Source organism: Schaalia odontolytica (assembly GCF_031191545.1).
In the GTDB taxonomy this organism is placed as follows: Bacteria; Actinomycetota; Actinomycetes; order Actinomycetales; family Actinomycetaceae; genus Pauljensenia; species Pauljensenia odontolytica.
This window is the reverse complement of the sequence record NZ_CP133472.1, coordinates 1943073-1954277: the sequence shown is the minus strand read 5'-3', so window position 1 is coordinate 1954277 and position 11205 is coordinate 1943073. Positions and strand designations below refer to the sequence as shown.

At 65.8% G+C, this 11205-nt stretch carries 14 protein-coding genes; 4 read left to right on the top strand and 10 right to left on the bottom strand.

Annotation, left to right across the window (positions count from 1 at the left end; all coding sequences use genetic code 11):
* Positions 1 to 8: 8 nt before the first annotated feature.
* Positions 9 to 944, bottom strand: coding sequence for an NAD(+) diphosphatase (gene nudC / locus RDV55_RS08360; RefSeq protein WP_111823775.1), 936 nt, complete (start codon positions 942 to 944; stop codon positions 9 to 11).
* Between the two features lie 36 nt (positions 945 to 980).
* Between nudC and rph the strand changes: the two genes are divergently transcribed.
* Positions 981 to 1748: a ribonuclease PH gene (rph, locus tag RDV55_RS08355; RefSeq protein WP_111823774.1), complete on the top strand. Its 768-nt coding sequence runs from the start codon at positions 981 to 983 to the stop codon at positions 1746 to 1748.
* Complete coding sequence (gene rdgB, locus RDV55_RS08350; protein WP_111823773.1) at positions 1745 to 2359, top strand: RdgB/HAM1 family non-canonical purine NTP pyrophosphatase; 615 nt, start codon at positions 1745 to 1747, stop codon at positions 2357 to 2359. The genes rph and rdgB overlap by 4 nt, the downstream gene beginning before the upstream one ends.
* Positions 2360 to 2434: 75 nt before the next feature.
* On the opposite strand, the gene RDV55_RS08345 is transcribed toward rdgB, so the two are convergent.
* Positions 2435 to 2557 carry a hypothetical protein gene (locus tag RDV55_RS08345; protein WP_281267698.1) on the bottom strand — a complete coding sequence of 41 codons (123 nt, stop codon included), beginning with the start codon at positions 2555 to 2557 and terminating at the stop codon, positions 2435 to 2437.
* Between the two features lie 253 nt (positions 2558 to 2810).
* The gene (locus RDV55_RS08340) at positions 2811 to 3143 is read right to left on the bottom strand and encodes a CBU_0592 family membrane protein (RefSeq protein WP_111823772.1); all 333 of its coding nucleotides are present in this window, start codon (positions 3141 to 3143) and stop codon (positions 2811 to 2813) included.
* Between the two features lie 86 nt (positions 3144 to 3229).
* Between RDV55_RS08340 and RDV55_RS08335 the strand changes: the two genes are divergently transcribed.
* Complete coding sequence (locus RDV55_RS08335) at positions 3230 to 4147, top strand: LysR family transcriptional regulator (RefSeq protein ID WP_111823771.1); 918 nt, start codon at positions 3230 to 3232, stop codon at positions 4145 to 4147.
* A gap of 46 nt (positions 4148 to 4193) precedes the next feature.
* Here the strand turns inward: RDV55_RS08335 and RDV55_RS08330 are convergent, their stop codons facing one another.
* The 4 genes from RDV55_RS08330 to clpS are packed head-to-tail and all read right to left on the bottom strand — an operon-like array spanning position 4194 to position 6698.
* The gene (locus RDV55_RS08330) at positions 4194 to 4991 is read right to left on the bottom strand and encodes an MBL fold metallo-hydrolase (protein WP_111823770.1); all 798 of its coding nucleotides are present in this window, start codon (positions 4989 to 4991) and stop codon (positions 4194 to 4196) included.
* Positions 4988 to 5818 (bottom strand): glutamate racemase, encoded by an 831-nt coding sequence (gene murI, locus RDV55_RS08325; RefSeq protein WP_111823769.1) that lies wholly within the window; start codon positions 5816 to 5818, stop codon positions 4988 to 4990. Before murI ends, RDV55_RS08330 begins: the two co-directional genes overlap by 4 nt.
* A gap of 19 nt (positions 5819 to 5837) precedes the next feature.
* A complete protein-coding gene (locus tag RDV55_RS08320) occupies positions 5838 to 6407 on the bottom strand; it encodes a DUF2017 family protein (RefSeq protein WP_111823768.1) in 570 nt (189 codons plus the stop codon).
* A gap of 3 nt (positions 6408 to 6410) precedes the next feature.
* On the bottom strand, positions 6411 to 6698 hold the full coding sequence (gene clpS / locus RDV55_RS08315; RefSeq protein ID WP_111823767.1) for an ATP-dependent Clp protease adapter ClpS: 288 nt from the start codon (positions 6696 to 6698) through the stop codon (positions 6411 to 6413).
* 81 nt (positions 6699 to 6779) lie between these two features.
* On the opposite strand from clpS, the gene RDV55_RS08310 reads away from it, so the two are divergent.
* Positions 6780 to 8123: a nicotinate phosphoribosyltransferase gene (locus tag RDV55_RS08310; protein WP_111823766.1), complete on the top strand. Its 1344-nt coding sequence runs from the start codon at positions 6780 to 6782 to the stop codon at positions 8121 to 8123.
* Between the two features lie 101 nt (positions 8124 to 8224).
* Here the strand turns inward: RDV55_RS08310 and RDV55_RS08305 are convergent, their stop codons facing one another.
* From RDV55_RS08305 to nagB, 3 genes are all read right to left on the bottom strand, one after another.
* The gene (locus RDV55_RS08305) at positions 8225 to 9967 is read right to left on the bottom strand and encodes a DEAD/DEAH box helicase (RefSeq protein ID WP_111823765.1); all 1743 of its coding nucleotides are present in this window, start codon (positions 9965 to 9967) and stop codon (positions 8225 to 8227) included.
* The gene (locus tag RDV55_RS08300) at positions 9964 to 10296 is read right to left on the bottom strand and encodes a DUF3039 domain-containing protein (RefSeq protein WP_111823764.1); all 333 of its coding nucleotides are present in this window, start codon (positions 10294 to 10296) and stop codon (positions 9964 to 9966) included. The genes RDV55_RS08305 and RDV55_RS08300 overlap by 4 nt, the downstream gene beginning before the upstream one ends.
* Before the next feature lie 134 nt (positions 10297 to 10430).
* Positions 10431 to 11204 carry a glucosamine-6-phosphate deaminase gene (nagB, locus tag RDV55_RS08295; RefSeq protein ID WP_007590223.1) on the bottom strand — a complete coding sequence of 258 codons (774 nt, stop codon included), beginning with the start codon at positions 11202 to 11204 and terminating at the stop codon, positions 10431 to 10433.
* Position 11205 lies beyond the last annotated feature (1 nt).

Genomic DNA, 11205 nt, shown 5'->3' with positions numbered 1-11205 from the left:
GCCCATGCTCAGTTGCGTCCCGCGCCATCCGGGCCGTTCGGAAGGTCGCAACCGTACCATTCGCGCAGCAGTGCGTAGGCGATCGAAGCGCGTCCGAACGCGCTGATCTCCCCGGTTTCTAGCGCGCACGTCAGCTCGTCGCGACTGTAGAAGCGCGCCCACTCGATTTCCACGCCATCCGCCTGCGGGGTGGGGCTCGGCTCGAGGGTACGAGCACGGTAGCCCATCATCTGCGAGCGCCCAAACGGCCAGGGCTGGGTTGCGACGTAGGTCGGGGTCTCAATCTCAACGCCGACTTCCTCGGCCACCTCCCGAGCAACGGTGACGTCCGGCGACTCCCCGGCCTCGACATAACCGGCGATGATCGACACGAAACCCGGCGGCCACGCAGCATTGTGCGCCAGAAGCACGCGTCCGTCGTGATCCTGGACGAGAACGATGATGGCGGGATCCTGACGCGGATACTCGAGCCGGTCGCACGCGCCGCATTTCGCGGCCCAGCCGCCGGACACGAGCTCGACCGGGGAGCCGCAACGCGAGCAGTATCGGTAGGTCGCGTGCCAGCCCGCCAGTGCCAGGGCCGTCAGCGCCAGGGCGGCGTCGTCGCCGTCGAGCTTCCAGCCGACAGCCCTCAGGTGCTCCCAGCACCCCGAGGCCTCATCCCTGCTCGTCTCGACCGCGACGACAGGCCGCCCGTTCGCGACCCCGATGAACGAGGCCGTGGTCCCCTCCAGCGCACGCACAGCCTCGTCCCCGACCAGGCGTCGCAGCAGCGGACTATCCGAGGACAACGCCTCGGCCTCGTCGAGGAGGACGAGGCCGTGCGCATCGACGACGATGATGTCAGCCTCACCGGCGCGCACCAGCGCTGCCGGAACCACCGCTTCGCGCAGCTCGACGGCCGGATCAACATGACCGCGGACGAGAGGTAGATCAAGACTCATAACTCCACGGTAACGCGGTGGGCTACCCTAGGCACTATGACAGATACTCCCCTGCGCGCCGATGGGCGCACCCCGTCCCAGCTCCGTCCCGTCTCCATTACCCGCGGTTGGTCGGGAACCGGTGAGGGCTCCGTCCTCATTGAGTTCGGTAACACCCGCGTCCTGTGTGTTGCGTCTTTCACCGAGGGAGTGCCGCGCTGGAAGCGCGATTCCGGTGAGGGCTGGGTGACCGGCGAGTACTCGATGCTCCCGCGCGCGACCGAGCAGCGTTCTTCCCGCGAGTCCGTGAAGGGCAAAGTGGGTGGCCGCACCCAGGAGATCTCGCGCCTCATCGGCCGTTCCCTGCGCGGCATCGTGGATGTGTCCGCGCTTGGAGAGAACACCATCGTCCTGGACTGCGACGTTCTGCGCGCCGACGGCGGCACCCGCACGGCGGCCATCACGGGCGCTTACGTGGCCCTCGCCGACGCGGTGACCTGGGCGAAGGAGCAGGGCATCCTCAAGCCTTCCGCCACAGTTCTCACCGACTCGATCTCCGCGATCTCTGTGGGCGTCATCGACGGCACCCCCATGCTGGATCTGCCCTACGTGGAGGATGTGCGCGCGCAGACCGATATGAACGTCGTGCAGACCGGCGACGGCCGCTTCATCGAGGTGCAGGGCACCGCCGAGCACGCCCCCTTCAGCCGCGACGAACTCAACGAGCTGCTGGACCTGGCAACGCTGGGCAACGCGCGGCTGGCTGCCGCCCAGAAGCTCGCGCTCGAGGCTCCCCTGATGGAGCGCGTAGAGGTGCGCCCGTGAGCGCGCGCCTGGTCTTTGCGACTTCCAACGCGCACAAGGTCAGCGAGCTCGAGGCCATCCTCGCCCCCGCATGGGAGGGCTTCGAGTCCGGATGCGTGGCACGCATGAGCGATTTCGACGTGGCCTCCCCGGTCGAAGACGGCATCAGCTTTGAGGAAAACTCACTGATCAAAGCGCGTGCGCTGGCTCGCGCGACCGGCCTGGCAGCGATTGCCGACGACTCCGGCATCACGGTGGACGTGCTGGGCGGGGCACCCGGCATCTTCTCCGCGCGCTGGGCTGGCTCCCACGGCGATGACGCGGCGAACCTGCGTCTGCTCATCGATCAGCTCTCCGACGTTCCCGACCGCCACCGCGGGGCTGCCTTCGTGTCGGCCGCCGTTCTCGTGACCCCCGAGGGCCGCGAGTTCGTCGAGCGTGGCGAGGTGCGCGGCACGCTGACGCGTTCCCCGCGCGGTGAGGGTGGATTCGGTTACGACCCGATTTTTGTCCCCGAGGGCTTCGAGGTCACGACTGCGCAGATGAGCGCCGAGCAGAAGAATGCGATCAGCCATCGCGGCATCGCCTTCCGCGCGCTCATGCCTCGCATCGTCGAATACCTGCGCGGCTGAGAATCATCGCATGCACAAATGTGCCGGGCACCCGTAGGTGTCCGGCACATGCGTGTTGCGCCCTCGGGCGCTCCATCAACGGGCGACGAGATTACCGAAGATGGGGCGGTCCATCGAGAACTGCAGGGGGTTGCGTTGTTGACGCACCCTGCGGGGATGGGAGAGGCGACGAAGGAGTGATACGACGAAACGAGACATGGTGTGCTCCTCTTTGAGTACAGTGCGATGGATCTGTCACCGCGTCATACTGACATAATGCGCCTTATCGCCCGCTTTCTCCATCGATGTTTTCTAACCTTTCTATGAAGATCTTCTTACAGACTTTTCCTTGGTTCGGCTTGGAAAAGTCTTGACCAAGGAGATCCATCGTTCTTAATTGATCGGGCGGTGGATAGAGTGAGGGGGCAGGCCCGCGGGCCTGCCCCCTCACATCCCCCGATTCAACGACGAATCAACGGGCGCGCGCCAGGCGCGCGCGGCGCGGCAAGTAGCGGCGCACATCAAAGAAACGGATGACCTGCATGACTCGGCGCGCGAGGCGGCTTCGCACGCGCCAGATCATGGTGCAGCCGACACCGATGAAGATGGCGTTGGTCAGGAAGGACGGCCACGCTCCAGTGGACGCGCAGGCGAGGGCCAGCAGAATGCAGCTGGAGACGTTCAGCGAGTGGTAGCGCAAGGAATCAGGAGCGAATCGTTTGGAGGACACCAGGTAGTAGGCGACGATAGAAGCGGCCGCGCCAAGCCAGCCGAGGATTGTGATTGCCAGAGATGAGATCGTCATGACTCATATGATGCACCTTCCGGTGGTCAAGCACAATTGAATGGTTCTATAGTTATCTTACAGTTTCACTTAACGAAGGAGTTCGTGTGGACATCGACCCCCGCCGCTTACCTTTCCTTCTGTCCGTCGCACGTGAAGGCGGCATCGTTGCCGCCGCAGACATCCTCATGGTCTCCCCCTCAGCCGTCTCACAGCAGATCCAAAAACTCGAAGAAGAAGTCGGCCTGAAGCTGGTCGAACGCACCACTTCCGGCGCCATCTTGACCCCCGCCGGCACCATCGTCGCCGAGGCCGGAGAACGTATCAACGCCGACATCGAGGAAGCCCTCAAGGCCCTGCGACCACTGACGGGACAGGTCACGGGAACGGTCACCATCGGGGCGTTCCTGACCATTTGCCGGTCCACCCTCATCCCAGCGCTCCCCGACATCCTGAACGCACTGCCTGGAGTCGACCTGCGCATTGAGGAAACTGAAGAGACAACCGGAATGGCGGCCCTGCGCACGGGCCAGTACGACATTCTCGTCATCGAACGCGACGAAGACCCCGGTCTCCCTCCGCGCGGTTACACGGACATTCCGTTCATCGACGAGCCCTGGGTACTCGTCACCCCCGACTCCGCTCCCCCGATTGGCTCCATCGAAGACCTCGCCGACCTGACATGGTTGCGCGTCAATCCGGGCACCAGTGGCGACCATGTCATGCGCCGCATCACGAAGGCGTTTCCGGATACGCGATGGGCACCCCACCTGTACGCGACGTACGAGGCCGCCCGCGCCCTCGTACGCGCCCGCACGGGCTCGACGATTCTCCCGGCCATGGCGCTGGCCGGAGCGCACACAGACGGCATGCGCATCACACCGTTGCCGTCGCTGGGTACGCGCAAGATCCTGCTGCGGCACAAGAATCATGGCTGGTCCAAGGCCGCAGGCCCCACTCGCGTGGCCGCGTACCTGGCCGAGTGGAAGCGGCACAACGCCGCGTACTCCACGCCCGGCGAGTGACTGGGCAGTCTCCTCGCTTCACCCCACAGGTGGGGCGAGGGACTGCTCAGAGGCTGATCTGCATCCCGGAGGTCGCAAAATCCAGGGGCCCGGACCAGGTCTGTCGCACTTCCGAGGCAACCCGCTCACGGGGCGTCCACGGCTGGATGTGGGTCGCGATCATGCGGCCAACACCGGCCTTGGTTGCCACCTCGCCGGCGCGCATGCCGTCCATGTGCATGTCCGGCTCGGTCTCGTCGCTCGTGAAGCCGACCTCACTGAGGAGGAGGTCGACACCGCGCGCACCCTCGATGATGGTGTCGCATAGGTCGGTGTCGCCCGTGTAGAACATGGACACGAGACGCTCGGGATCCTCCTCGGAGGGCCCTTCGATGCGCAGGCCAAAGGCCTCGACCGGGTGCAGGGCCCGGTACGGACGGATCGTCATGGGACCGACCCGATAGGCCTCCCCCAGCTGCATGCGAGTGAAAGCAAATTCAACCTTGTACGCCTCATCGTCTGGGGCGTCCTCGATCTGGCGCACGCGACGCATCGTCTCCGCGGGCCCATACAGGGGCAGCGCAGATGCGGCCGTTCCCGGCCCCCACTTGCGATACACCTGAAGGGAGATGATGTCGCCCATGTGGTCGGCGTGGCAGTGGGACAGTGCGAGCGCGTCGAGCTCGCGCGGGCACACGTGCGCCCATAGCGCCCCGAAAGACCCCGGCCCCAGGTCGCACACGAGCGAGAACGTCCGTTCTTGCCCTGACTGCGGGTCGACTCCGCGGGCTTGAACCAGGTAGGACGAGGCGGGCGACTCCGGGCCCGACATCGAACCGGTCGCGCCGATAACAGTGAGCTTCATGCGACACCACCACCGGTATTCACGCGGACAACGGAACCCACCTCGGGGCCAAGGAAACGACGAGCCAAATGAGGGAAAGACTCGGAAGCACCCGTGGCGAGGAACTGGTGGCTCGGCCCCTCGCCCGCGGGCCACGGGTCATGCAGGAGGCCGCGATCCACCAGCTCGTTGTAGGTGACGTTTGCCGTGGCCTCGGAGGAAGTCACAAGCGTGACGCCCTCGCCCATGATGCGGCCAATGACGCCGGTCAGCAGCGGATAGTGGGTACACCCCAGGATCAACGTATCAACGCCCGCTTCCTTTAGGGGGGTCAGGTACTCGCGCGCCACGGCCTCGATCGCGTCACCCGTAGTCACCCCGGCCTCGACGAAGTCGACGAACGCGGGGCACGCCTGCTGGCTAACCGCGAGCCCGGGGACGGCCGCGAGCGCGCGCAGGTACGCCTCGGACTCGATGGTTGCCTTCGTGGCGATGACGCCGACGTGATGGTTACGGGTAGCGATGACGCTCTGGCGAGCGGCGGGGGTGATGACCTCGATAACGGGGATGCCAGCGTCGATCCAGTATCGTTCCCGAGCGTCCGCGAGCGCGGCGGCGGTGGCCGTATTGCAGGCGATGACAAGAGCCTTTACACCACGCGAGGCCAGCTCATCAAGGGCGGACAGCGTCAGCGAACGCACCTGCGCGATAGCGCGTGGACCATAGGGCGTGTGCTCGGTGTCGCCCAGGTAGATGATCTCTTCGTCGGGCAGTTTGTCGATGACTGCACGAGCCACCGTCAGCCCACCTAGGCCCGAGTCGAAAATTCCGATCGGGGCGTTGTTCATGTATCGACCTTATGCGTTACTAAGGATTATTGACGGCTTCAAGGAGTGAGTCCTGCCACCATGTAACGAGCATATAGATCGCGGCGACAGTCTGCGAGCGCTCCCCCGTCGGCTCGCGCATCGCTAATTCTTCGATGCGCCGCGCATCACTCTGGTTCGATAGGTCCAGCTCACCGGCCAAGCCAAGGCGTATGTCGTTGAGGGCACCCAGCCACGACCACACGTCATCGGGGCGTATGACGAGGGTATCGGACCCACCGTGGACGATGTGGTCAAGATCGCTGACGATTGAGCGCAGCCGAACCGACTTCTCGCGGCGCAGCAGGTCCTCGGTGAGGGCACGCATCCGCGCGGCGTCATCACCGTTCTCACTCATGGAGGGAAGCAGCATCCGCAGGGTTCGTTCACGCGGGGCATCCCTGCGCAGTTCAGTTTCGGTGAGCGCACTGAGCATCGACGAGGTCATGCCAAAGTCACCGGGATCGTCGAGGACGACGAGCACCTCGGTGGCCAGCTGACGCAAGAGCAGTGCTTCGTCTCTACTCATCGACGAAGCAAAGCCGCCGTCTCGAGGAGCGAAACCTTCCATTCGTCAGTCTCTGTCCTCTTCGATGGTGGCGCGCAGCCCATAGGAGTGCATTGCCATCACGTCGGCTTCGATGCGCTCACGCACTCCCGCTGAAACGGTGGCGCGTCCGCGCGTGTGGACAGCCATCATGAGCTCGTCAGCGCGGGCCGCGGAATAGCCGAAATACTGCCGAAAAACAGCGCTCACGTAGCTCATGAGATTGACAGGATCGTCCCACACGACGGCGCGCCAACGCGGCACCGCTGTGGGTGCTTCGTGCGCGCGAGACGCGGGTTGGAGGATCGTTGTCATACGTCAACACTAGGGGGTATTGACGTGTCAGGGAAGCTCATTCGCACCCCGGTGATGCGCTTCTCAGGGTAGGCTCACACTATGCCTGCATCGACATCCACTTCATTACTGACCGATATGTACGAGCTCACGATGCTCGACGCCTCCTTGAAGGATGGCACCGCGCATCGTCGCTGCACGTTTGAGCTGTTTGGCCGTCGCCTGCCCGCCACCCGCCGCTTCGGCGTCGTGGCTGGAACCGGCCGTATTCTCGAGGCCCTGGAACGCTTCGAGTTCGACGAGGAGCAGATCGACTGGCTGAAGGACCAGGGAATCATCTCCGAGGAAGCCGCCCAGTTCCTGGCGTCGTGGCGATTCGCGGGCGATATCTGGGGCTACGCCGAGGGCGAGTGCTACTTCCCCGGTTCTCCCCTGCTGACCGTTGAAGGCACTTTCGCGGACTGTACGCTCCTGGAGACGCTGCTCCTGTCGATCCTTAATCACGACTGCGCCGTGGCTTCTGCTGCCTCGCGTATGACGATTGCCGCCCACGGCCGACCCTGCATGGACATGGGTGCGCGCCGCGCCCATGAGCGCGCCGCCGTTTCCGCCGCGCGGGCCGCCATCATCGGCGGTTTCCAGGGCACCTCCGACCTCGAGGCCGCCAAACGCTACGGGATCCGTTGCATCGGCACGGCTGCCCACGCATTCACGCTTCTGCACGACACCGAGCGCGACGCTTTCGATTCCCAGGTCTCCAAGCTGGGTCCGGGCACGACGCTGCTCGTGGATACCTATGACATCAAACAGGGCGTCATCAACGCCGTCGAGGCTGCGCGCGCTGCGGGCGGCGAACTGGGCGCGGTGCGTCTGGACTCGGGCGACCTGGTCGCTCAGGCGTTCAAGGTGCGAGGACAGCTCGACGCGATGGGTGCCACGACCACGAAGATCACGGTGACCTCCGACCTGGACGAGTACGCGATCGCCGCCCTGGGCGCTGCCCCGGTGGACTCCTACGGCGTGGGCACCAAGCTGGTGACGGGCTCGGGCGTTCCGACGGCGGCCCTGGTTTACAAGGTCGTCCAGCGCGAGGACAGCGATGGGCATATCGTGTCAGTCGCCAAGAAGGCCGAATCGAAGTCCACGGTCGGCGGACGCAAGGTTGCCGGCCGCATCATGGGCGAAGACGGATACGCGACCGAGGAGCTCCTGCTCGTCGGTCCATCCTTCGAAGAGGGGCAGGCTATCCTGGCCGAGCGCGGTGCCCGCCCGCTGCAGGTGCAGCTGGTTCGCGGCGGCCAGATCGATGCTGCCGCCTGGGGCCCCGAGGCGCTGTCCCGCGCCCAGGATCGCCACCTGCGCGCCCGCAACGAGCTGCCCTACCAGGCGTGGCGCCTCTCCGAGGGTGAGGTCGCGATCCCCACGCGCTACGAGCAGGTCGACTGAGCGCAGCCTCTTTCTACGAAGCTCCGGCCTCGTCCCTCTCTGTGAGGGACGAGGCCGGAGCTGGTGATACGTCGAGGCGCGCCCCGCGGTGCGGGGCCGCGTCAGTGGCGGCCGACGAACCACTCGCGCAGCAGGGCGATGCGTGCCTCAATCTGCTCGGTCGTGGCCTGGGCGACCTCGGGGCCGCCGCATCGCGAACGCAGGCGCGAGTGGATGGTCGCGTGGGTTTCACCGGAGCGACGCGACCACGTGGAAACCAGATGCTGGAGCTCCTTGCGCTTGGCGGCACGCAGCTTGTGGGCCGGAATGCCGGCATTGTCTTCGCGCATCTTCTGCGCGGCGCGGGTCTTCTTCTGGGCGGCGACCTGGTCAGCTTGGCGGGCGCGAAGCAGGGTCGTCACCTGATCGGCGTCAAGCAGGCCGGGGATACCGAGGTATTCCTGCTCTTCCTCGGAGCCCACCTCGGCACCCGCACCCCACGCGGCACCGTCGAAAAGGACGCCGTCGAACTCGGCGTCCGCCCCCAAGACCTCGAACTGAGAGAGCAGGTCGGAGGACGCCTTTTCCTCACGGTTCGCCGCGGCGACCAGCGCATCCTCGGGGTTCCACATGTCGTCTTCGCTGGCCTCCTCCCGCCGGGGACGATCCAGCGCGTGGTCGCGCTCGACTTCCATGCCACCGGCAAGGGTCAGCAGAGGCACGACAGAGGGGATGAAGACGGTGGCCGTCTCGCCACGTCGCCGGGCTCGCACGTACCGGCCGATGGCCTGGGCGAAGAATAGCGGCGTGGAAGCGTTTGTCGCATAGACACCGACCGCAAGGCGCGGCACATCGACGCCCTCGGAGACCATGCGCACGGCGACCATCCACTTGTCGGCGGAGCCGGCGAACTCGGAGATGCGGTCGGAGGCGTCCGCGTCATCGGACAGCACGATCGTGGGGGCCTTGCCGGTAATGAGGCGCAGGTGACGCGCGTAGGCGCGCGCGTGGTCTTGGTTGGAAGCGATGACAAGGCCGCCCGCGTCAGGCACGGCGCGGCGCACCTCTTCGAGGCGCAGGTCAGCGGCTCGCAGGACGGCGGGAATCCACTCGCCCTTGGGGTCCAGCGCGGTGCGCCAGGCCTGCTTCATCATGTCCTTCGTGAGGGGCTCACCGAGGCGAGCGCTGACCTCGTCTCCCGCGTTGGTACGCCAGGCCATCTGCCCCGAGTAGGACATAAACAGGACGGGCCGCACCACGTTGTCCTTCAGCGCATCGCCGTAGCCGTACGTGTAGTCGGCGCGCGAGCGTCGGATGCCCTCCTCGTCCTCCTCGTAGGTGACGAAGGGGATCGGAGAGGTGTCGGAGCGGAAGGGCGTGCCCGTCAGGGCCAGGCGACGTGTCGCGTCCGTGAATGCTTCGCGCACGCCATCACCCCACGACAGGGAGTCACCGGCGTGGTGGATCTCATCGAGAATGACGAGGGTGCGATAGGCGCGGGTGCGCGCCGCGTGGACGGCCGGGTTGGAGCCGATCTGCGCGTAGGTGACGGCCACCCCGTCGAAGTGCGAGCCAGCCACGCCCTGCGCGTTCGTGAAATCAGGGTCGATGTGGATGCCGAAACGCGCCGCACTCGATGCCCATTGCCCCTTCAGGTGCTCGGTGGGGCACACGACGGTCAGCTTGTCGACGATACCGCGGGCGATCAGCTCGGTCGCGAGAGTCAGGGCGAAGGTCGTCTTGCCTGCGCCCGGGGTCGCGACCGCCAGGAAGTCGCGCGGGGAGGTCGCCATATAGCGGTCCAAGGCAGCGGCCTGCCAGGCGCGCAGCCTGCCAACGGGTGCGCGCCGGGTTATCTCGCTCACTTGTCGGAGCCCTTTCCGCCGTCGGAGAATGGCCAGTTACGGCCATTCTTCCCCATCGAGTCGCGCAGTTCCTTGCAGGTGGGGCACACCGGGTATTGCGAGGCGTCGCGGGTGGGGATCCAGACCTTGCCGCACAGGGCGACGACGGGCTGGCCCGTGACCATCGATGAGTTCGCCTTGTCCTTGCGCACGAAGTGGGCGAAGCGGTCGCCGTCCCCGCCCGTGTGCTCCTTGCGGGTCTCGGTACGCTCCAGCAGGCCGGTCGAGGACGCGGTGGAGGGACCGGAGGGCGCGGAGGGGCCGGTGGGTTCATCGAGGGCATTACGCATGGGGTCCATTGTACGTGCCCGTGGGTGCTGACAGCGGGTGGCGCGCGTGCGCCGGGAGCGAAGAAGCGACGCGCACAATAGGGCCCCGGCCTCGCTGTTACGAGGCCGGGGCTCGGTCGGATGGGGAACCTATCTCACAGGTGTTCCTTCTCCCAGACCTCCTTGTAGAAGTCTGCGAGCTCGAGCTTGGAGGCGGCAGCCTCGTCAAGGAGCACGGTGACGTCGGGGTGGTGCTGGAGGATGGAGGCGGGCCAGCGCTGGGTGACGCCGCCCTCGATCATGGCCTTGACCGCGTCGGCCTTACCTTCACCCGTGGCGATGAAGATGTGGGCGCGCGAGTCCATGATCGTGCCCAGGCCCTGGGTCACGCAGTGGGTGGGGACCTGGTCGATGTCGCCATCGAAGAAGCGGGCGTTATCGCGGCGGGTCTGCTCGGTCAGGACGCCCACGTGGGTGCGCGACGCGAGGGTGCCGCCGGGCTCGTTGAAGCCGATGTGGCCGTCGCTTCCGATGCCGAGGACCTGGATGTCGATGCCACCATCGGCCTTGATGGCCTCGTCGTAGGCGGCAGCGCCAGCCTCAAGGTCATCGCACCATCCGTCGGGGCCGTGTGCCGCGCCCTCGGGCATGTCGACGAGGTCGACGAGGTTGCGGTGGATGAAGTTCGCGTAGCCCTCGTAGTGGTCGCGGGGCAGGCCCACGTATTCGTCGAGGTTGTAGGAACGAACCTGGGCAAAGGAGATCTGACCTGCCTCGTAGCGGCGCACGAGCTCTGCGTAGAGCTTGAGCGGCGAGGAGCCGGTCGCCAGGCCGAGCACGAAGTTCGGCTTAGCACGGTACACCTCAAGGATGCGGTCCGCTGCGAGGGACGCGATCTGATCTTCGTCGTTGAAAATTCCAATTCTCATG

Bases quoted from the DNA above. Each gene is read 5' to 3' on its own strand.
- nudC (WP_111823775.1), bottom strand. From the start codon at position 944: ATGAGTCTTGATCTACCTCTCGTCCGCGGTCATGTTGATCCGGCCGTC.
- rph (WP_111823774.1), top strand. From the start codon at position 981: ATGACAGATACTCCCCTGCGCGCCGATGGGCGCACCCCGTCCCAGCTC.
- RDV55_RS08345 (WP_281267698.1), bottom strand. From the start codon at position 2,557: ATGTCTCGTTTCGTCGTATCACTCCTTCGTCGCCTCTCCCATCCCCGC.
- RDV55_RS08340 (WP_111823772.1), bottom strand. From the start codon at position 3,143: ATGACGATCTCATCTCTGGCAATCACAATCCTCGGCTGGCTTGGCGCG.
- RDV55_RS08330 (WP_111823770.1), bottom strand. From the start codon at position 4,991: ATGAAGCTCACTGTTATCGGCGCGACCGGTTCGATGTCGGGCCCGGAG.
- murI (WP_111823769.1), bottom strand. From the start codon at position 5,818: ATGAACAACGCCCCGATCGGAATTTTCGACTCGGGCCTAGGTGGGCTG.
- RDV55_RS08320 (WP_111823768.1), bottom strand. From the start codon at position 6,407: ATGGAAGGTTTCGCTCCTCGAGACGGCGGCTTTGCTTCGTCGATGAGT.
- clpS (WP_111823767.1), bottom strand. From the start codon at position 6,698: ATGACAACGATCCTCCAACCCGCGTCTCGCGCGCACGAAGCACCCACA.
- RDV55_RS08310 (WP_111823766.1), top strand. From the start codon at position 6,780: ATGCCTGCATCGACATCCACTTCATTACTGACCGATATGTACGAGCTC.
- RDV55_RS08300 (WP_111823764.1), bottom strand. From the start codon at position 10,296: ATGCGTAATGCCCTCGATGAACCCACCGGCCCCTCCGCGCCCTCCGGT.
- nagB (WP_007590223.1), bottom strand. From the start codon at position 11,204: ATGAGAATTGGAATTTTCAACGACGAAGATCAGATCGCGTCCCTCGCA.